Here is a 20317-nt window from a genome sequence, read left to right on the forward strand (position 1 = left end):
GAGGAATAGGATGAGAAAGCGTGATTTTCTCGGTTTGACCGGCGCAGTGGCCATGGCGGCCATGCTGGCGGCGGCCGGACCGGCGCTGGCTGCAGGCCAGGCGCCTGAACTCGAGGCGCTCGTAGCCAGCGGCGACCTGCCACCGCTCGAAGACCGTCTGCCAGCCAACCCGCTGGTGGTCGAGGGCGAAAGCGTGGGTCAATATGGCGGCACCTGGCGCATGGGCATGAATGGCGGCGGCGACAATGGCCTGATCGTCAAGACCGTGGCCTATGAAGGCCTCGTCCGCTACGACCATCAGTGGGACAAGGTCATTCCCAATCTCGCCGAGAGTTGGGAGGTCAGTGACGACGCGACCGAATACACCTTCAAGCTGCGTGAAGGTGTGAAATGGTCCGATGGAACGCCCTTCACCAGCGAAGACGTCGCCTTCACTTTCGAAATGTACCAGGATCCCGATTACGCGGCGGGCAGCTGGATTGACAACAAGAACAATTTGCCGACCCTGGAAGTCATCGACGACCACAATTTCAAGATCACTTTCGAGAAGCCCAATGGCATGTTCATGGGCATCATTGCCGGTGTCGATGGCATCCATATCACCTCGCTGCAGAAGAAATATTGCAGCCAGTTCCACCCCACCTATAACGAGAACGCCGCCGCTGAAGCCGAGGCCGCGGGCTTTTCGAGCTGGGCCCTTTACCTGCAGGATCGCTGCGCCTGGGGCTGGGAAACCATTCGCTTCGCCAATCCTGAACTGCCCACCATTTATGGCTGGGTCATTGATCAGCCGCTGACCGCCAACGCCACCCGGGTCACCTGGAAGCGCAATCCCTATTACTGGAAGGTCGATGGCGAAGGGAACCAGCTTCCCTATATCGACAGTCTCGACATGCGCGTCAGCCAGGGCGGCGTCGAGGAGCTGACACTGGCCGCGCTCAATGGCGAGATCGACTTCCAGGAACGCCACATCGCCACCACGACCAACAAGCCTCTGTTCTTTGATGGTCAGGAAGCAGGCGGCTATCATTTGGGCGAGGTCATCCCCTCGGCGTCGAACTCGCTGGTTCTGCAGCTCAATCTGAACCACCTCGATCCGGTCAAGCGCGAGCTCTATCAGGACAAGGATTTCCGCATTGGCATCTCCCATGCCATTGACCGTCAGGAAATCATCGATGTGGTACTGACCGGCCAGGGCGAACCCTTCCAGGTCGCACCGCGCCCGGAATCCGCCTTCTATGACGAGGAACTCGCCAAGCAATATACCGAGTTTGATCCCGATCTTGCCGCCGAGCACTTCGCGGCCGCCGGCCTGACCGAGAAGAACGGCGACGGCATCTATCTGATGAGCGATGGCAACCCAGCCAAGATCACCATCGACGTGATTTCCGCGCTGCGTCCGGAATGGATCGACATGCTTGAAATCATGCAGCTCCAGCTCGGCGCTGCCGGCATCGAGATTGAGCTGAACAATATCGACCGCACGCTGTTCTACGAGAAGCGCCCGGCCGGTGATTTCGATGCTCAGGTCTGGGCCGGTGACGGCGGCATCGAGGCGCTGCAGGAGCCGCGCTACTACTTCCCGTACTCCGATGAATCGGTCTGGGCCTATCGCTGGGCACAGTGGTTCAACGGTACCCGTCCGGAAATCGCCGAAGAGCCGGCCGACTGGGCCAAGGAACAGATGGAGCTCTACAACCAGGTCCGTGCTTCGGGTGATCCGGATGAACGCGCCGAGCTGTTCCGCCAGGTCCTGGCGATCACCAAGGAGCAATTCCCGGTCATTGGCGTGAACCTGATGCCGAACTCCTATTCGATCATCCGGAACAACCTCAAGAACGCGCCTGAATCGATGTTCAACGCCTGGCTGTTCCCGACCCCGTCACCGATGGATCCGGTGACCTGGTACTTCGAATAGAGGCCTGTCCACGGCCTCAATGTCCTGGCGGATTTTCCTCCCGCCCCGCTCCCTCGCGGCACTCCCCGCCGCGAGGGGGACCCTGAACCAACAGCAAGGGCCCCACCATGCTTGCCTTCATCATCCGGCGCACCATCGCCATGGTGCTGACCCTGTTCGCCGTATCGATCGTGGCCTTTGCCATTATCCAGCTGCCGCCAGGTGATTTCCTCACCAGCTATATCGCCAATCTTTCGGCAACGGGCGACCAGGTCGATCCGCGCGTCATTGAAAATCTGCGCAATCAATACGGTCTGGGTGAGCCCTTCTATGTCCAATATGCAAAGTGGATATCCGGCGTTGTCCAAGGCAATTTCGGCCACAGCTTCGAGTGGAAACGGCCCGTCTGGGAACTGATCTGGGGACGCCTGGGCAATTCGCTGCTGGTCGAAGGCCTGGCCGTCATCGTCATGTGGCTGGTGGCCCTGCCTATCGGCATCTATGCGGCAGTGCGCAAATATTCCCTGGGCGACTATCTGGCCACCATTGCCGGCTTTATCGGCCTGGCAGTGCCCAATTTCTTCTTCGCGCTGATCCTGATGTACCTGGCCTATATCTGGTTCGGCACCACGCTGGGCGGGCTGTTCTCGCCCGAGTTCGAAAATGCGCGCTGGAGCCTGCCGCGCATCTGGGACTTCCTGACCCATGCCTGGGCGCCCGTGCTGGTCCTGGCCACCAGCGGCACCGCCGAACTCATCCGCATCCTGCGCGCCAACCTGCTCGACGAGCTCAAGAAGCCCTATGTGGTCACCGCGCGCGCCAAGGGCCTGCCGGAATGGAAGGTGATCCTTAAATACCCCGTGCGGCTGGCGCTCAATCCGCTGGTTTCGACCATTGGCTGGCTGCTGCCAGCGCTGGTTTCCGGTTCGGTGATCGTCTCGGTGGTTCTGAACCTGCCCACGGCCGGCCCGATGCTGCTGCGCTCACTGACCACCCAGGACATGTATCTGGCCGGCGCCATCATCCTCCTGCTCAGCGTGCTCACGGTTATCGGCACGCTGATCTCGGACATTCTTCTCGCCCTCATCGATCCCCGCATTCGCTATGGAGCCAAATAATGGCTCTCGACACACAAGTTCAGAACATGAGTTCCCTCGACAGCCCCGCCGCTAGCCCGGTCCGTCCGGCCCGTGAAAGTCAGTTCGGCCTGATGTGGCGCCGCTTCCGGCAACACAAGCTGGCCGTGGTCAGCCTCTGGGTCGTGGGTTTCTTCTACCTGGTCGCGCTGCTGGCCGAATTCCTAGCCCCCATGGACCCGTCCGACTACAGCGCCCGCTATACCTATGCGCCGCCACAGGGGCTGCATTTCGTCTCCCAGAGCGAGGATGGCGGCTGGGAATTCGGCCCGTTCGTTTATGGCTACAAGACCGAAATCGATCCGGTCGCCTTGCGACGGACCTTTGTCATCGACGAAACGGTCAAACTGCCCGTGCGCTTCTTTGCGCAAAGCGAGCCCTATCTGCTGGCCGGGGTCATTCCCATGTCCATCAAGCTGCTCGATGTCGAGAACCCGCGCGACCCCTTTTACATCCTGGGCGCGGACCGGCTGGGGCGTGATCTGCTGAGCCGTCTTATTCACGGCACCCGCATCTCGTTGTCCATCGGCCTTGCCGGTGTCACCATGAGCCTGTTCTTCGGTATCGTCATTGGCGGCTTTGCCGGCTTCTATGGCGGCTGGTTCGACAGCGCGGTCATGCGCACTGTCGAATTCATCCGCTCAATGCCCACCATCCCGCTCTGGCTGGGGCTGGCCGCGGCCATGCCCAAGGACTGGAGCGCGCTCCAGACCTATTTTGCCATTACCATCATTCTCTCGCTGATCGGCTGGACCGAATTGGCGCGCGTGGTGCGGGGCAGGTTCCTGTCCTTGCGCACCGAGGACTTCGTCACCGCAGCCCAACTAGACGGGGCAAGCGACTGGCGCATCGTCACGCGCCACATGGTCCCAAGCTTTACCAGCCATATCATCGCCGCCGCGACCCTGGCCATTCCCGGCATGATCCTGGCCGAAACGGCGCTCTCATTCCTCGGCCTTGGCCTCCAGGCGCCGATCGTGTCCTGGGGCACATTGCTGCAGGACGCGCAGAACATCCGTACCCTCGCCACGGCCCCCTGGCTGCTCGCCCCCGGCGTTTGCGTCGTGGTGGTCATCCTTGCCCTCAACTTCTTCGGAGACGGCCTTCGTGATGCCGCAGACCCCCATGGCCGCTGAACCGCTTCTCACCATCAAGGACATGTCCATCAGCTTCTCCTCGCCCGATGAGGCCGATATCGAAGCCGTGCGGCAGGTCGACCTGACCCTGACACCTGGCAAGACGCTGGCGCTGGTCGGCGAAAGCGGCTGCGGCAAGTCCGTCACCGCTCGGGCCGTGCTGCGCCTGCTCGACAAGAATGCCAAGATTCCGCGTGGCGAGATCCTCTTCGACACCGGCAAGGGCGCCGTGGATATCGCCCGGCTGCATTCTGACAGCATGGCCATGCGCTCGATCCGGGGTGCCGAGATTTCCATGATCTTCCAGGAGCCGATGTCCTCGCTGTCACCGGTGCACACCATTGGCGATCAGATCGACGAGATCATCATCCTGCACGATGGTCTCTCCCCCAAGCAGGCGCGGGAGCGCACCGTCTCCCTGCTCGACCAGGTCGGCGTCCCCGGCGCCCGCGAGCGCGCCAATGCCTATCCCTTCGAGCTCTCCGGCGGCCTACGGCAGCGCGCCATGATCGCCATGGCCCTGGCCTGCACGCCAAAACTGCTGATCGCCGATGAGCCCACCACCGCGCTCGACGTCACCACCCAGGCGCAGATTCTCGACCTGCTGCGCCAGCTGCAGGAGGATTTCGGCATGGCCATGCTGTTCATCACCCATGATCTGGGTGTGGTGGCCGAAATCGCCGACGAAATCGCGGTCATGTATCTGGGCGACGTGGTGGAGCAGGGCGATGTCTATGAGGTCTTCCGGGCGCCCAAGCATCCCTATACCCAGGCGCTGATGAATTCGGTGCCGCGCCTGCAGCGCAAGGCCGAACGGGAACGCCTTTCGCCCATCAAGGGCACCGTGCCGTCTCCCAAAGACCGGCCCCAGGGCTGCGCGTTCACCAGCCGCTGCCCGCATGCCTTCGAGCCCTGTGCCGGCAGCCGTCCCGAACGCACGCAGGTCACCAATGCGGGCCATGTCGCGCGCTGCCATCTCCTCACTCACCTACAGGCGGAGGTTCTCGCATGACAACGCTGCTCACCGTCGAGAATCTCTCGAAAGTCTTTCAGCTGGGTGGCGGCCCGTTCCGGCAGGGTCGCGAACTGGTGGCGCTCAACGACGTCAATCTCACCGTAGAGGCCGGCGAAACCCTTGCCATTGTGGGCGAAAGCGGCTGCGGCAAGACCACTTTGGGGCGCTGTATCATCAAGGCGCAACCGGTGACCTCGGGTCACGTCTTCTATCATCCGGAGGGGCAGGGTCATGTCGACCTCACCACGCTCAACAAGCGGGACATAAAGCCCTATCGCCGCGACATCCGCATGATCTTTCAGGACCCGATGAGCTCGCTCAACCCCAATATGCGGGTCTTCGACATCGTTGCCGAGCCGCTGCGGGTCCACAAGCTCCTGCGCGGCAAGGCGCTGGAAGCGCGGGTCTATGATACGCTCTCCAAGGTGGGCATTTCTCCCGACGCGGCCGGACGCTATCCGCATGCCTTTTCCGGCGGCCAGCGCCAGCGCATCGGCATTGCCCGAGCCCTCGTGCTCGACCCCAAGCTGGTCATCGCCGACGAAGCCGTCTCGGCGCTCGACGTCTCCATCCAGGCGCAGGTGCTGAACCTCCTCGACGACCTCAAGAAAGAGTTCGGCCTCACCTATATCTTCATCAGCCACGATCTTGGGGTGGTCAACTACATCGCCGACCGGGTGGTGGTGATGTATCTGGGGCATGTGGTGGAGAACGCGCCCACCGAAATGCTCTTCGAGCGGCCGCGCCATCCCTATGCCGAGATGCTGCTTGAGGCCCTGCCCATTGCCGACCCGACACGGCGCAAGGGGCGGCGGACCGAACTCAAGGGCGAAATCCCTTATCTCGGCAATCGGCCGCAGGGGTGCCCGTTCCACACCCGCTGCAAATATGCCCAGGACCGCTGCCGCAGTGAAAAACCGGCCCTGCGGCCGATCAATGGTACCGCACAGCTGGCCGCCTGCCATTTCGCCGAAACTCTCGAACTGACCGGTGCCTATGACGCGCCGCAAAAGGCTATTGCTTGAAATGACTTATGATCCGGCGACCGCCAATCCGCTGTTTGGCAATCCGCTTCACACCCGCGCCGATGTCGAAAAGGGCCTGCGCGACCTTTTCGATCCGCTGCTGCCCTATTTCTCGCAAGGTGGCGCGCGCGTGCGCCTTGATGGGGCAGGGGCCCATTTCGATCGCGCTGCGGCTGATCTTGAAGGATTTGCCCGTCCGCTCTGGGGCCTGACACCGCTCGCTGCCGGCGGGGCGGACTTCGCGCATTGGGAACTGTACCGGCAGGGCCTCGCCAATGGCACCGATCCGGACCATCCCGAATATTGGGGGCAGGTCAATTCCACCGACCAGCGTATGGTCGAGCTGGCGGCCATCGGCTTCACCATGCGCATGGTCCCGCATCTGGTCTGGGAGCCGCTGCCGCAAAAGGCCAAGGACAATCTGGCCGCCTATCTCAAGCATGCGCGGCAATTCGACTATGCCGACAATAACTGGAAATTCTTCCGCGTCCTGGTCGATCTGGGACTGGAAGAATGCGGCGTCGACTTCGACCGCGCCCTGACCGAGCAATATCTCGAGGAGCTCGACGGATTTTATCTCGGCGATGGCTGGTATCGCGACGGCAATATACGCCGCATCGACCACTACATTCCCTTCGCAATGCACTTTTATGGCCTGATTTATGCCAAGCTCGCCCGTGGCGACGAGAAGCGCGTGGCGGCCTACAAGGAGCGTGCCGCACTGTTCGCCCAGGACATCCAGCACTGGTTCGACGAGGATGGCGGCACGCTGGTCTTCGGGCGCTCGCTGACCTATCGCTTTGCCTGCGGTGGCTTCTGGGGTGCGCTGGCCTTTGCCGACCTCGAAGCTCTGCCCTGGGGCAAGATAAAGGGCCATTTCATGCGCCATCTGCGCTGGTGGGCCGACAAGCCCATTGCCCATGGCAATGGCGTGCTCTCCATCGGCTACGGCTATCCCAACCTCTTCATGTCCGAGAGCTACAATTCTGCCGGTTCGCCCTATTGGGCGCTCAAGGCCTTCCTGCCGCTGGCCCTGCCCGCCGATCACCCCTTCTGGACGGCTGAGGAAGAGGCCGCCGATTTTGATGCCAAGCCCGTTCCGCTCAAACATCCTGGCATGGTGATGCAGCACACGCCGGGCAATGTGGTGGCGCTTTCATCGGGCCAGCAGAACTGGCAGATGCGGCATGGCACTGAAAAATACGCCAAATTCGTCTATTCCAGTCGCTATGGCTTTTCGGTCGAAGTGGACGAGCGGGCCTATCACCAGGGTGCATTCGACGGGGCGCTGGCCCTTAGCGACGATGGCCGCCACTATCGGGTACGCGAGACCAATGAAAGGGCGCAGATTGCGGGAACGGCTCTCCATGCCGTGTGGAAGCCGTGGAGCGATGTGACGGTCGAGACCTGGCTGCTGCCGGCCAATCCATGGCACATCCGGGTGCATCGGATCACCACGCCGCGCGCGCTCCACGGCACTGAAGGCGGCTTCGCCATCGACCGGGCCGATCTCAATGCCGATACCTATGTCGACGAAAAGGGCAGGGCCGTTGCCGGCTCAAAAACCGATGTCAGCGCCATCCTGGACCTGGGCGGGCAGCGTGACGGCCGCGCCTTTCGCGCCCTGCCCAATTCCAATCTCATCGCCTCCAAGACCATCGTTCCGCAACTGCGGGGCGACATTCCCGCCGGCACGACAGTCATGGTGACCGCGGCCATGGCTTTGCCCGCGGGCGCCGGGGCGGAGGCGGCCCTCGCCAACCCGCCGGAAACGCCGGACCTTGCTGCGCTCGAAGCCCAGTTTGCCCTCGAGGGCGTGGATGTCAGCGCCATCCTCGTGCCGGAGCGTTTTTGATGCGGCCAAAACTTATCTTTGCTTTCGACCCACTGAAAACGCGGCATGTTTTCGAAGAGGACGCGTTGGAGCGGCTTGGCCGCAGCTGTGAAATCCTGTCCCGCCTGCCCATGACGAGTTTCGGCACACCTGAGAGCCAAGGTCTTCTGACTGAAGCGCAAGTGCTGGTTACCGGCTGGGGGTGTCCCATGCTGACCCCAGAGGTTCTGCGTGCCGCGCCCAAGCTTCAGCTCATCGCCCATGCCGCCGGTACAGTCAAATACACCGTGGATCCCACTGCCTATGCTGCGGGCATCCGCGTGACCCATGCGGCCGAGGCCAACGCCGTGCCGGTGGCCGAGTTCACGCTGGCGGCAATCCTGTTCGCCAACAAGCGCGTGTTCGAGCTGCGCGACCTCTATCGTACTGATCCGAGCCGAAAAAGTGCCTATGAACTGATGGATCAGCCCATCGGCAATTTTCGCCGCACGGTTGGCCTAGTCGGTGCCTCGCGCATCGGCCGCCGGGTTGCTGCCATGCTGGCAGGATTTGACCTTAATGTGCTGCTCTATGACCCATTCGTGCAGCCCGACGACCCCGTGGCCCAGCAGGCCGAACTGGTTGATCTCGATGCGCTGATGGCGCGCTCGGATGTCGTCTCTGTCCACGCGCCTTCACTGCCCTCGACCAGGGGGATGATCGGTTCGCGGCAGTTAAGGTTGATGCAAGACGGGGCCGCCTTTATCAATACCGCCCGCGGTGCGCTGGTCGACGAGGCGGCCCTGCTGGCCGAACTGCAGACTGGCCGTATTCAGGGCGTCATTGATGTGACCGACCCCGAGGTTCCGGCCGCCGACTCGCCGTTTTTTACGCTGCCCAATGTCTTCCTGACGCCTCACGTCGCCGGCGCCATCGGCACCGAGCGGGCACGCCTGGGGTTGATGGTGGTTGAAGAAGTGGAGCGCTTCGTGCGTGGGGAACCACTGCACTACGAAATCGAGCCGAAGCTGCTGGAGCGGTTGGCGTGATGCTGGACAAGAATAACCGAGACGAAGCCTGGCACCAGTCGCGGCTGCAATACCTCACTTGGGATCGAACGGCAGCTGATATCGACAACCCCGAGCATCGTGCGCGGCAGGCCGAACTTATCGCGCGCGCCGGGGCGTGCTTTCATCCGACGGCCTATGTCGCCGCGGATGCGGCTATCTACACCACGCGGCTGGAAATGGGCGCTGAAAGCTGGATTGCCGGCCATGCGCTAGTGCGCGGCGAGGTGGTGTTCGGCGCCCATTGCACGGTCAATCCCTATGCGATGATTTCGGGCAAGGTCACCTGCGGCGATGGGGTACGCATTGCCAGCCATGTCTCGCTGGTTGGCTTCAACCATGGCTATGACGACCCCAATGTTCCGATTTACAAGCAGAAGCACGAATTTCTTGGCATCACCATTGAGGATGATGTCTGGATCGGCGCCAACGCCGTCGTGGTCGATGGCGTTACGATCGGCCGCGGCGCCGTGATCGCTGCGGGGGCCGTGGTCAGCAAGGACGTGCCGCCCATGGCTGTTGTCGGCGGGGTGCCGGCCAAGGTGCTGCGCTATCGCGGGCGATCACGGCGCGACGACACCCGGGCGCAATTGCAGGCGCTGGACGAACGGGCGCGGGATCAGTTCCAGGCCATCCTCAAGCGCAACATGCAGGACGGCGACTATCTCTCACGCGAAAATCATGGCGAAAATCGCATGAGCATCCGCCATCTCTGCGACGCCATCGAGATCGCCGCCGGCTTTGGTCGTCTGCCCGAGGGCCTCGACGTGGCAGCGACAATTGCCCGTCTGCAGGCCGTGCAGGACCCCCAGACCGGGTTGTTCCCAGATCCTTATCAACAGCCAAAGCCGGGCGTGCCTCTCCACCGGGACGGGCTGGCGCTCTATAATGTGCTGGCCGTCGGCTATGCGCTGGAAGTGCTGGGCAGCCAGCCGCTGCACCCCATCAGCGCGGTCGAGCTTCCGGCCCCTGACTTTTGCCAATGGCTGGAAAGCCTGACCTGGCGTGAGCGCGCCTGGGCGGCTGGCGCCGATGTCGATACCATTGGCACGGCGCTCTACTTCAACGCCCGTTACTTCTCGACCGGGACTTCGCGTGAAACGCTGTTCGGTTGGTTGGCGCTTAAACAGGATCGGGGGTCGGGCCTTTGGGGATCGCCAACCGCGGACCAGGGGCTGTTGCAGCCGGTCAATGGCTTCTACCGGCTGACGCGCGGCACCTATGCCCAGTTCGGCATCGCCGTGCCGCGGCCCGAAGCGGCCATCGACACGGTGCTGCTAAACCACCGCAATTACAGCGGTTTTTCGGGGTCGACCTACACAGCCTGCAATCTGCTCGATACTGTTCACCCGCTGCTGCTCTGCCTGGGCCAGACCGATCACCGGCGCGCCGAGGCGGAGGCCATTGCCCGCGCACTCATTGCCCGGGCCGGCGAACGCTGGGTGGATGGCGAGGGCTTTGCCTTTGCTGACGGGCAGATACCAGGGCTGCAGGGGACGGAAATGTGGCTCTCTGTGGTGCATCTGGCGGCTAAATTGCTGGGCGAGGAGGATGCGTTCAGCTTTGTGCCCAAGGGGGTACATCGGACGGAGCCTGTGGGGTTGGGACTATGACGAAAAAAGCCCTTGTCGTCTGGGGTGGCATGGAGCTGCACACGCCCGAGCGGGGCGCCCATGTGGTGCGTAACCTCTTGGAAGAAGAGGGGTTTTCGGTCACGGTGACATCCGACTATGACGCCCTTGGCGCGGAGGATGTCGGCAGCAACGACCTTGTCGTGCCGGTCATCACGGATGGCTCCCTGGCCCCAGAGAAGATGGAAAATCTGATCGCGGCGATCCGGGCCGGGACCGGATTAGCGAGTTATCACATGGGGTTAGCGACGACGTTTCGCGCAAGCGTGCCCTTTCGCTATGCGGCAAGCGTCTACTGGGTGCAGCATCCGGGCAATATTATTACCTATAAGGTCGATGTGACGCGCCCCGATCACCCGATCACGGCGGGAATCGAAAGTTTCGAGCATACGTCTGAACAATATTACCTGAATTATGATCCGGCGGTCGAAGTTCTGGCAACCACGACTTTTTCAGGAGAATATCATCCCTGGCGAAAGAATATCGTCATGCCGGTGGTTTTTACGACGCATCACGACGAGGGTCGGGTGTTTTATTCGTCTCTGGGGCACACGGCTGACGAGCTGGAAATCCCGCAGGTGCGTACGATTTTGAAGCGCGGACTGCTCTGGGCGGCCAGGACCTAGGCCAGGCCCCCCAAAATGAACGGACTCTGAACGGATTTATTGCTGCTGCTGGGCCTGCTGACGCAGGACCTCGGATTCAGGCAGCGCATTGGCATATTTGAGCTCTCGATTGGCGCGCGCCCAGAAGGCGGGGTGCACCCGATCCAGCAAAGCCGGCTCAGTCGGCACAAGCATTGCGCGATGCGCGGTCTCTTCATTGAGATAGAGGATCGCGTTCTGACGATACCAGGCCGGGATATCCTCATCGGGCCAGATCAACGGCCGCAGCACATCATAGGCCCGATAGCCGTGCCCGGCGAAGATGCCGGCCCAATAGCTGTGCCATTGCTCGTTGACATGACCGACACCACCCTGGCCGGGAATGGCGGCGCTGAACAGCACGGCCGGCGCCATGGCAACCAGATCTGCCACAAAGCCGACTGCCCGATCCGGGGAGAGATGTTCTGCCACTTCCAGCGACAGTACGAGGTCAACTCCGGGTCCAGAAAATGGCGCTTCGAGGTTCTGTGAGCGAAATGCGATGCGTGGATCGTCCAGCATCTCAGGCTTGACCCAGTCTCCTTCCATGCCGAACGCGGTAGTCGCTCCCAGCTCCAACGCTGCGGCCAGAAAGGTGCCCGTGCCGCAACCGATATCGGCGACGCTGTGGCGTGCCAGCGTGGGGGGCAGCGCTGCCAGTATGCGCCTTGCCGCGTGAAGGGTGTGGGTGCGGCGCTCGGCATAAAAGTCGGCGGGATAGAGGCGGGTGCTCATGGCTGGCCGTCTTGTTTGCTTGTTGGCAAGGATACTGCCATCGAAAAAGTGATCGATAGCCAAACGCATCCGCGACCTTCCTGGACCACTGGTGACGGTTTGGTAAGGGCGGACGCCGCAGAAATGGCATTCAAAGGGCCTTGTTGTACAGGTTTGCGTTGCCAGTTGTTGATTTCTTCTTCCGGGCCCATCACCCAGGGCTGATCCTGCTGGCAGCCGCCATCTGCCTGATTTCGTCCTATGCCTGCATCGGCCTGTTGCGCCACGGCTGGCGCGCCGCGGGCCATATGCGCAATGTTTGGACAGGCGTTGCTGCACTCGCCGTCGGGTTTGGCATCTGGGCTACCCATTTTGTTGCCGTATTGGCGTTTCGCCCCGGCTTCCAGCTCGACTTCGACATCGGCTTGACCGCCCTGTCCATGCTGATCGCCATCCTGGTGTGCGGCCTTGGCATTGCGGTGGCCGTTCGCGGCACCAGCCCCTGGGACCGCGTGCTCGGCGGATGCGTGGTCGGCGTAGCCATCTCGTCCATGCACTATGCCGGCATGGCCGCTCTGATCATGGGCGGCACTCTGCAATGGAATCCTGCGCTGGTTGCCATTTCCATATTGGCTGGCATCGCCCTGGGCGGCTTCGCCTTCCGCGTCGGCATGGGCAACAGCCTGCGCGGCCTGTTCGCAGGCGCCTTACTGCTGACGGGCGCAATCTGTGCCATGCACTTCACGGCCATGGCCGCCGCGGATTTCTCCCTGTGCTTCCCGCTGGCGAGCGAAGGCCGGCTGGACGGGTTCTGGTTGTCCATCGCGCTGGCCTTTGTATCAGTTCTGCTGCTGGCGCTGGCCCTGGGCAGCACCATGCTGGACGAGGCCGATCGCCGCCGTACCGAACGCGAGCGTGAGCGGCAATTGCGCGATGCCGAGCGCCTCAACGAGATTTCCGGCCGACTCGAACTGGCCATGACCCATATGGCGCAGGGTCTGGGACTGTTCGGGACCGACGGCACCCTGCAACTTCACAATCACCGCTTCCCGTCTTTGCTCGGTATCTCCCCGGACGCCGAAATCGATGGCGCCACCTTCCCGGAAATCTGCGGCCTGGCCATTGCGGCAAAGAGCATGCCGGGCGCGGAACTCGATCGCGAACTGGAGGGTGTCCTGTCGTCCCATCTGCCGCTGATCCGCAGCGGTGGGGAAGTGGTGCACAAGCTGAGCGAAGATCTGGTGCTGCAGATCAGCCATAGCCCGATCGGCGACGGTTCCTGGGTCACAACGATCGACGACATCACCGAGCGCGATCGTTCCGAGCGGGCCATCGCCCACCTGGCGCGCCATGACGGGCTGACCGGTCTGCCCAATCGCGCTCGCTTCAACGAGGCTTTCGAGGGTGCGCTGGCCACAGCCATTGAGGCGCGCCGTCAGTTGGCCGTGGTCGCCGTTGACCTCGATCACTTCAAGGATATCAACGACAATCACGGTCACGCGGTCGGCGACAAGGTCCTGATGACGCTGGCAACGCGTTTCAATGCCATGATGCGCGAAGGCGAAGCGATCGCCCGGCTCGGCGGCGACGAATTCGCGGCGCTCAAGGTGTTTGGGGGCATGGATGAGCTGCGCGATTTCCTCACCCGCCTCGAAGCCGCGCTGACCGGCCGCATTGAAGCCGACGGGCTCGCCATCACCTCGGGAGGCAGTATCGGGGTGGCGGTCTATCCCGAAGATGGCGACAATCTCTCCAAGCTGTTGAGCAATGCCGACCTGGCCATGTATCGTGCCAAGGCCGAATTCGACCGACACATCTGCTATTATGAGCCCGGAATGGACGAACTGGCTCGCCATCGCCGCGAGATGGCGCGCGACCTCTGGACCGCCCTGGAGCAGAACGCCTTCTACCTGGCCTACCAGGTGCAAAAGTCGGTCTCGACCGGCGTGGTCACTGGTTATGAAGTGCTGTTGCGCTGGAACCGGCCTGGCCATGGCGATGTGTCGCCAGCCGAATTCATTCCCGTCGCCGAGGAATGCGGCGCCATCACCGCCATAGGCAATTGGGTGCTGCGCATGGCTTGCCTTGAGGCCTCGACCTGGCCGGAGCCGCACAAGATCGCCGTCAATGTTTCCGGGCTGCAATTGGCGCAGGTGGAACTGATCGACACCGTGCGCAACACTTTGTTCATGTCCGGGCTTGCGCCCGAGCGGCTGGAACTGGAGGTGACGGAAACCTCCATCATCGCCGACAAGCAGAGAGCGCTGCATGTGCTGCGCCAGATACGGGCCATGGGCGTGTCCATCGCCATCGATGATTTCGGTACCGGCTATTCCTCGCTTGATACATTGCGCAGCTTTCCCTTCGACAAGATCAAGCTGGATCGCTCCTTCATGGCCGAGGTGGAGCACAACGAACAGTCCAAGGCCATCGTGCGGGCCATTCTGGCGCTGGGGCGCAGCCTTTCGGTGCCGGTCTTGGCCGAAGGCGTCGAAACCCATGCACAGCTCGACGTTCTGCGTGTCGAGGGGTGTACGGAGGCGCAAGGCTTCCTGCTGGGGCGGCCGGGCGCCATCGATTGGGACGACCTGATCGAGCCGGGCTTGCGGGCCTAGCGAAGTGTCAACGTGATTGACCACAATGCTGGCGCGGCGCTAGCGTGCGCGCCATGGTTACGATCAAAGAAATCGCCGCGACGGTGGGTGTCTCCAGCGCCACGGTATCGCGTGTGCTCAACTACGACACCACGCTGTCCATTTCCAAGCGCAAGCGCCAGGCCATTATCGAGACGGCGGAGGCGCTGAACTACGCCACACCGCGCAATCGCAACCGGGCCATCCAACAGGGGCTCAGCAAGCTGGCGCTGGTGCATTTCCTGGCGCCTGAGCGCGAACTGGTCGACCCCTATTACATCGCCTTGCGCCTGGGGATTGAACGCCGCTGTGCTGCCCTCAAGATCGAAACGGTAAAAGTTTACCACACAGACGCGCGCCCCGATGCCAAGCTGCTGCAGGAGGCTTCCGGCACGATCGTCATCGGCCGTCATGATGAGGAGGAGACAGACTGGCTGCAGAGAAACTCGCGCCAGATCGTCTTTGCCGATCATGTGCCCCCTGACGATCAGATTGATTCAGTGGCGGCAGACCTGCGGGCGGCCATGGAGAAACTGCTGGCTGCGCTGGCCCAGCGCGGCTATCGGCGCATGGCCTATATCGGCTGGAGCGACCGGCGCGCCCAGGCCTTCGTGCAATGGATGACGGCGGCCGGCTGGTTCGACGACCGGCTGTTCCGGAGCGGCGACAACACGGAAGAGGGCGGCTATCTGCTGACCCGCGAACTGCTCGCCGCGCGCCGCCCGATCGACGCCATCGTCACCTTCAATGACTCCATGGCCATTGGTGTCTATCGCGCCCTGCACGAGGCCGGCCTGTCCATACCCGGCGATATCGGGGTGGCCAGCTTCAATGACATTTCGGTCGCCCAGTTCCTCAATCCACCCCTGACCACGGTGCATTTGCCGGCCGAAGAGATCGGCGAAACGGCGGTGGAACTGCTGCTTGAGCGCGTCGGCGGCCGCGAATTGGCCAAGCAGATCCGCCTTGCTTCGCGCATTGTCTGGCGCGCCAGCACCCGGCCTTTGCCCGAGCCGAGCGCGGAGTAAATTTTTCGTGGTAAAAATTTACTGAAAATCTTGCGGAGGAATTAAAGTCGTAATACCGTCCCTTCCTGGGTGCTGAGGAAACACCCGATAGGGAGGAATATCAATGAATCGTATGTCCAAGGGGCTTAAGCGCTCGCTTGCCGTCGCGCTTGCTGGCGTCTCCATGTTCAGTGTCACCGCTGCGTCGGCGGTTGAAGTCACTGTCTGGTGCTGGTCGCCCGAATTCAATGGCGCAGCCATGGCCGCTGCCGCCGAGGCCTATTCCAAGATCAATCCGGACGTCACCATCAATGTGGTCGACTTCGACAAGGGTGCTCTGGAGCAGAAGCTGCAGACCCAGCTGGCCGCCGGCATCACCGACGATTTGCCCGATATCGTGCTGATCGAAGACTATGGTGCGCAGAAATACCTGCAGTCCTTCCCTGGCGCGTTCGAAGCGCTCAACGGGGTGGTCGACTACTCGCAATTCGCGCCCTACAAGGTCGAGCTGGCCTCGGTCGGCGACCAGACCTATTCGCTGCCCTTCGACTCCGGTCTCACCGTTCTTTACTACCGCCCCGACATTCTCGAGGAAGCCGGCTACAGCCGCGAAGACCTGACCGGCATCACCTGGGAGCGCTATATCGAGATCGGCAAGGACGTGGAGGCCAAGACCGGCCACAAGATGACCAGCCAGGACGTCGCTGACCCCGGCATCATCCGCATGATGCTGCAATCGGCTGGCAGCTGGTACTTCACCCCGGAAGGTGAGCCGAACTTTGTCGGCAACCCGGTGTTCAAGGCCGCGATGACGACCTTCCAGAACTATTTGCAGTCCGACATCTACAAGCCCACCTCGGGCTGGAACGACTACACCGGTGCTTTCATCGGTGGCGAAGTCGCCTCGGTCAATTCCGCGGCCTGGATGGTCGGCGGCATCAAGGGCAATCCCGACCTCTCCGGCAAGTGGGGCGTGGTGCCGCTTCCGGCACTGACGGGCGTCGATGGCGCCACCAATTACTCCAACTGGGGCGGGTCGAGCTGGTACGTGATCGCCACCTCTCCGGAAGAAGAGAAGGCCGCGGCCATCGACTTCCTCACCAAGGTGTGGGGCGGCGATGTGGACTTCTACCAGAAGATCCTCGTTGGCCAGGGTGCTGTCGGCTCGTGGCTGCCGGCGCGTGAAGGCGAAGCCTATAGCTCCTCGGATGAGTTCTTCGCCGGCCAGCCCATCTGGGCCGACTTCTCGACCTGGCTGGGCCAGATCCCGGGCGTGAACTATGGCCTGTTCACCAACGAAGCTGACGACGCCGTGCGGGCACAGCTGCCGGCCCTGGCCGACGGCGCCAATGTCGACGAGGTGATCGCTGCCATCGACGCCCAGGTGCGCCAGCAGATTCAGTAACCTCCTCTGGCATGGCGGCCTGACCCGCCATGCCTATGGCAGTCGCGTTCGCTCCTGAATGCGGCTGCCGAACACTGAAGTGACCTTTTTGGGGGCGAAGGCCATGGCTGCATCGCGATTGTCGCGCGGCGAACTGATCAACGGGTGGCTGTTCATGGCGCCCGCCATCGTGCTCGTCGGCATCTTTCTGATCTTTCCGATCCTGTGGTCGCTCTGGATGAGCTTCCAGGTCGGCCGGGGCATGAACTTCACCTTCGGTGGCTTTGCCAATATCGTCCGGCTCACGCAGGACCCGGTGTTCCAGCGCGCCCTGGGCAATACCATTCTGTTCTTCGTCGTCCAGGTGCCGATCATGCTGACCCTGGCGGCCCTGATGGCCGTAGCGCTCAACGACCCCAGCCTGCGGTTCCGCGGCTTGTTCCGCACCGCCATCTTCCTGCCTTGCGTGGCGTCGCTGGTGGCCTATTCGGCCCTGTTCAAGTCTATGTTCGCCGATGCCGGCCTGATCAACAACGCGCTGCTTTCGCTGGGGCTGATCAGTGAACCCATCTATTGGATCCGCGATCCGTTCTGGGCCAAGGTCCTGATCATCACCGCCATCACCTGGCGCTGGACCGGCTACAACATGATCTTCTACCTGGCGGCGCTGCAGAACGTGGATCGCTCCATGTATGAGGCCGCCCGTATCGACGGTGTGCCGGCCTGGGCGCGCTTCGTCTACATCACCATTCCCATGCTCAAACCGGTGATCCTTTTCACCTCGGTGACCTCGACCATCGGCACGCTGCAATTGTTCGACGAGGTGGTGAATATCACCGAGGGCGGCCCGGCCGATGCCACGCTGACCCTGTCGCTCTACATCTACAACCTGACATTCCGCTTCATGCCCAATTTCGGCTATGCCGCCACCGTGTCCTACGTGATCGTGGTTGCGGTTGCCATTCTGAGCCTGGCCCAGTTCTACATCGCACGCGACCGGAGGAAGTCATGACCAGAATGTCTCTGGGCCGCGGGCTCACCTATCTGGCGCTGTCGCTGGTATCGTTCATCTCGGTCTTCCCGTTCTTCTGGATGATCATCGGCGCCACCAACACCTCGGCCGACGTCAATCTGGGCAAGATGAGCTTCGGCACGGCGCTCTTTGACAACATCGCGCACTTCTTCTCGCTGTTCGATGTGCCGCGGGTGCTGCTCAATACCGCCGGCATCGCCGTGGCCGGTACGGCGCTGACCCTGCTGGTGTGTTCGTTGGCCGGTTACGCCTTCGAAGTGTTTCGCACCCGCTACAGCGAACGGCTCTTTGCGCTGTTCCTTTTGATGCTCTCGATCCCGTTTTCGGCCCTGATGATCCCTCTCTTCATCATGATTTCGCGGGCCGGGCTGATCAACACCTTTGCCGGGGTGATCCTGCCCGGCATCGCCTCGATCTTCATCATCTTCTACTTCCGCCAGGCGACCAAGGCCTTCCCGCACGAACTGCGTGACGCCGCGCGGATCGACGGGCTCAAGGAGTGGCAGATCTTTCTCTATGTCTACATGCCGGTGATGCGCTCGACCTATGCGGCGGCCACCATCATCGTCTTCATGGCCAACTGGAACAACTACCTCTGGCCGCTGATCGTCCTGCAGTCGAACGACAACATGGTGATCACCCTCATCGTTTCGTCCATGCGTTCGGGCTATAACCCGCAGCAGGGCGCGATCATGGTGGCGACCATTATCGCCACCCTGCCCACCGTCATTATCTTCTTCCTGCTCCAGCGGCGCTTCGTCGAAGGCATGCTGGGCGCCGTTAAATAGAGACTTTCATGCGTACCCTTATTGATTTCAATTCCGGCTGGCTGTTCGAGGGCAAGGACATGGTCCGCCTGCCGCATAATGCGGTCGACCTGCCGTTCAACTATTTCGACGAGAAGGCCTATCAGCGCGTCTTCACTTATGAGAAGCGCTTCACCGCCGATCCGGCCTGGCAGGGGCGCGAGGTGGCCGTGGTGTTTGATGGCGCCATGGCCAATGCCAAGGTGAGCCTCAATGGTGAGGCGATCGTGGCGCACAAGGATGGCTATACGCCCTTTGAGGCGCGGCTGAACGGCAAGCTCAAGGATGGGGAGAACGTTCTCACCGTCACCATCGATGGCAGCGAGAACCCCGAAATTCCGCCCTTTGGCGGCCAGATCGACTACCTCACCTATGCCGGCATCTATCGCGAGGCCTGGCTCAAGGTGACGGCGTCCGTCCATGTCGGCAATGGCAAGGTGGAAACACCCGATGCCCTGGCCGAGAAGAAGTCGGTCCGCGCCCGGATCGATCTTGCCAACCCGCAGGGCTTGCCGCTTTCGGGCACGCTGGTGGCCAGGCTTCTGGACAGCGCGGGCGCGACGATTGCCACCACCGACGCGGCCGTCACCGGCGCCAGCATCGACATCGGCTTTGATGATCTGGTTGGCATCAGCCTGTGGGATATCGACAACCCGGCGCTCTATACGCTGGCGATAATTCTGGACACGGCGCATGGACAGGATGAGGCAAGCTTCCGCTTCGGCTTCCGTACTGCCGAGTTCACCACTGACGGCTTCAAGCTCAATGGCCGGGCGCTGAAGCTCCGCGGGCTCAACCGGCACCAGTCATTCCCCTATGTCGGCTATGCACTGGGGCGCTCGGCGCAGGAGCGCGATGCGGAGATCCTCAAGCGCGAGCTCAAGCTCAACATGGTGCGCACCTCTCATTATCCGCAGTCCCACTATTTCCTCGACCGCTGCGACGAGCTGGGACTGCTGGTCTTCGAGGAAATCCCCGGTTGGCAGCATATCGGCGGCGAAAGCTGGAAGGACGAGAGCGTCGAGAATGTCCGGCGCATGATCACGCGTGACTGGAACCACCCCTCCATCGTCATCTGGGGCGTGCGGATCAACGAAAGCCAGGACGACCACGACTTCTATGTCCGCACCAACAAGCTCGCCCATGAGCTGGACGCGACCCGCCAGACCGGCGGCGTGCGCTACATTACCGACAGCGAGCTGCTTGAAGACGTCTATACGATGAACGACTTCATCCTCGGCAATGAGGAATGGGGCGGCAATCGCCCGCGCACCCCATTGCGGCCGCAGCAGGAAGTGACCGGGCTCGACCGCGTCGTGCCCTACATGATCACCGAATATGGCGGGCACATGTACCCGACCAAGAGCTGGGACCAG

16 protein-coding genes are annotated in these 20317 nt (G+C 62.0%); 15 read left to right on the plus strand and 1 reads right to left on the minus strand.

Going from position 1 to position 20317, the window contains the following annotated elements:
* The first annotated feature begins 10 nt into the window (after positions 1 to 10).
* The 9 genes from QZ564_RS12110 (at position 11) to QZ564_RS12150 (ending at position 11346) form a co-directional block, all read left to right on the plus strand.
* Entirely contained in the window at positions 11 to 1918 is a 1908-nt protein-coding gene (locus tag QZ564_RS12110) for an ABC transporter substrate-binding protein (protein WP_297109975.1), read from the plus strand.
* A 107-nt stretch (positions 1919 to 2025) separates the two neighbouring features.
* The gene (locus QZ564_RS12115; RefSeq protein WP_297109978.1) at positions 2026 to 3015 is read left to right on the plus strand and encodes an ABC transporter permease; all 990 of its coding nucleotides are present in this window, start codon (positions 2026 to 2028) and stop codon (positions 3013 to 3015) included.
* Positions 3015 to 4169: an ABC transporter permease gene (locus QZ564_RS12120; RefSeq protein ID WP_297109981.1), complete on the plus strand. Its 1155-nt coding sequence runs from the start codon at positions 3015 to 3017 to the stop codon at positions 4167 to 4169. The genes QZ564_RS12115 and QZ564_RS12120 overlap by 1 nt, the downstream gene beginning before the upstream one ends.
* Positions 4144 to 5181: an ABC transporter ATP-binding protein gene (locus QZ564_RS12125; protein ID WP_297109984.1), complete on the plus strand. Its 1038-nt coding sequence runs from the start codon at positions 4144 to 4146 to the stop codon at positions 5179 to 5181. The genes QZ564_RS12120 and QZ564_RS12125 overlap by 26 nt, the downstream gene beginning before the upstream one ends.
* Positions 5178 to 6209: an oligopeptide/dipeptide ABC transporter ATP-binding protein gene (locus tag QZ564_RS12130; RefSeq protein WP_297109988.1), complete on the plus strand. Its 1032-nt coding sequence runs from the start codon at positions 5178 to 5180 to the stop codon at positions 6207 to 6209. Before QZ564_RS12125 ends, QZ564_RS12130 begins: the two co-directional genes overlap by 4 nt.
* Before the next feature lies 1 nt (position 6210).
* Positions 6211 to 8064, plus strand: coding sequence for a DUF2264 domain-containing protein (locus QZ564_RS12135; protein ID WP_297109993.1), 1854 nt, complete (start codon positions 6211 to 6213; stop codon positions 8062 to 8064).
* The gene (locus QZ564_RS12140; protein ID WP_297109995.1) at positions 8061 to 9071 is read left to right on the plus strand and encodes a hydroxyacid dehydrogenase; all 1011 of its coding nucleotides are present in this window, start codon (positions 8061 to 8063) and stop codon (positions 9069 to 9071) included. The genes QZ564_RS12135 and QZ564_RS12140 overlap by 4 nt, the downstream gene beginning before the upstream one ends.
* Complete coding sequence (locus tag QZ564_RS12145) at positions 9071 to 10702, plus strand: acyltransferase (RefSeq protein ID WP_297109998.1); 1632 nt, start codon at positions 9071 to 9073, stop codon at positions 10700 to 10702. Before QZ564_RS12140 ends, QZ564_RS12145 begins: the two co-directional genes overlap by 1 nt.
* A complete protein-coding gene (locus QZ564_RS12150) occupies positions 10699 to 11346 on the plus strand; it encodes a ThuA domain-containing protein (protein WP_297110001.1) in 648 nt (215 codons plus the stop codon). The genes QZ564_RS12145 and QZ564_RS12150 overlap by 4 nt, the downstream gene beginning before the upstream one ends.
* Positions 11347 to 11382: 36 nt before the next feature.
* Here QZ564_RS12150 and QZ564_RS12155 read toward each other — a convergent pair whose 3' ends face one another.
* Complete coding sequence (locus QZ564_RS12155; protein ID WP_297110004.1) at positions 11383 to 12099, minus strand: class I SAM-dependent methyltransferase; 717 nt, start codon at positions 12097 to 12099, stop codon at positions 11383 to 11385.
* Positions 12100 to 12257: 158 nt separating this feature from the next.
* On the opposite strand from QZ564_RS12155, the gene QZ564_RS12160 reads away from it, so the two are divergent.
* From QZ564_RS12160 to QZ564_RS12185, 6 genes are all read left to right on the plus strand, one after another.
* Positions 12258 to 14693 (plus strand): EAL domain-containing protein, encoded by a 2436-nt coding sequence (locus tag QZ564_RS12160; protein WP_297110007.1) that lies wholly within the window; start codon positions 12258 to 12260, stop codon positions 14691 to 14693.
* Between the two features lie 53 nt (positions 14694 to 14746).
* Positions 14747 to 15739 carry a LacI family DNA-binding transcriptional regulator gene (locus QZ564_RS12165; protein ID WP_297110011.1) on the plus strand — a complete coding sequence of 331 codons (993 nt, stop codon included), beginning with the start codon at positions 14747 to 14749 and terminating at the stop codon, positions 15737 to 15739.
* Between the two features lie 103 nt (positions 15740 to 15842).
* Positions 15843 to 17123, plus strand: coding sequence for an ABC transporter substrate-binding protein (locus QZ564_RS12170; protein WP_297110014.1), 1281 nt, complete (start codon positions 15843 to 15845; stop codon positions 17121 to 17123).
* Between the two features lie 103 nt (positions 17124 to 17226).
* Positions 17227 to 18114, plus strand: a complete 888-nt coding sequence (locus QZ564_RS12175; protein WP_297110017.1) for a sugar ABC transporter permease — start codon at positions 17227 to 17229, stop codon at positions 18112 to 18114.
* A complete protein-coding gene (locus QZ564_RS12180) occupies positions 18111 to 18923 on the plus strand; it encodes a carbohydrate ABC transporter permease (protein WP_297110019.1) in 813 nt (270 codons plus the stop codon). Before QZ564_RS12175 ends, QZ564_RS12180 begins: the two co-directional genes overlap by 4 nt.
* Before the next feature lie 8 nt (positions 18924 to 18931).
* On the plus strand, positions 18932 to 20317 hold a 1386-nt coding region (locus tag QZ564_RS12185; RefSeq protein ID WP_297110022.1), incomplete at its 3' end, for a glycoside hydrolase family 2 TIM barrel-domain containing protein.

Origin of the sequence: uncultured Devosia sp. (genome assembly GCF_913055165.1) — a bacterium.
In the GTDB taxonomy this organism is placed as follows: domain Bacteria; phylum Pseudomonadota; class Alphaproteobacteria; order Rhizobiales; family Devosiaceae; genus Devosia.

Excerpts from the sequence above, each read along its gene's own strand:
- QZ564_RS12110 (WP_297109975.1), top strand. The coding sequence starts at position 11 with ATGAGAAAGCGTGATTTTCTCGGTTTGACCGGCGCAGTGGCCATGGCG.
- QZ564_RS12115 (WP_297109978.1), top strand. The coding sequence starts at position 2,026 with ATGCTTGCCTTCATCATCCGGCGCACCATCGCCATGGTGCTGACCCTG.
- QZ564_RS12120 (WP_297109981.1), top strand. The coding sequence starts at position 3,015 with ATGGCTCTCGACACACAAGTTCAGAACATGAGTTCCCTCGACAGCCCC.
- QZ564_RS12125 (WP_297109984.1), top strand. The coding sequence starts at position 4,144 with ATGCCGCAGACCCCCATGGCCGCTGAACCGCTTCTCACCATCAAGGAC.
- QZ564_RS12130 (WP_297109988.1), top strand. The coding sequence starts at position 5,178 with ATGACAACGCTGCTCACCGTCGAGAATCTCTCGAAAGTCTTTCAGCTG.
- QZ564_RS12135 (WP_297109993.1), top strand. The coding sequence starts at position 6,211 with ATGACTTATGATCCGGCGACCGCCAATCCGCTGTTTGGCAATCCGCTT.
- QZ564_RS12145 (WP_297109998.1), top strand. The coding sequence starts at position 9,071 with ATGCTGGACAAGAATAACCGAGACGAAGCCTGGCACCAGTCGCGGCTG.
- QZ564_RS12150 (WP_297110001.1), top strand. The coding sequence starts at position 10,699 with ATGACGAAAAAAGCCCTTGTCGTCTGGGGTGGCATGGAGCTGCACACG.
- QZ564_RS12155 (WP_297110004.1), bottom strand. The coding sequence starts at position 12,099 with ATGAGCACCCGCCTCTATCCCGCCGACTTTTATGCCGAGCGCCGCACC.
- QZ564_RS12165 (WP_297110011.1), top strand. The coding sequence starts at position 14,747 with ATGGTTACGATCAAAGAAATCGCCGCGACGGTGGGTGTCTCCAGCGCC.
- QZ564_RS12170 (WP_297110014.1), top strand. The coding sequence starts at position 15,843 with ATGAATCGTATGTCCAAGGGGCTTAAGCGCTCGCTTGCCGTCGCGCTT.
- QZ564_RS12175 (WP_297110017.1), top strand. The coding sequence starts at position 17,227 with ATGGCTGCATCGCGATTGTCGCGCGGCGAACTGATCAACGGGTGGCTG.
- QZ564_RS12180 (WP_297110019.1), top strand. The coding sequence starts at position 18,111 with ATGACCAGAATGTCTCTGGGCCGCGGGCTCACCTATCTGGCGCTGTCG.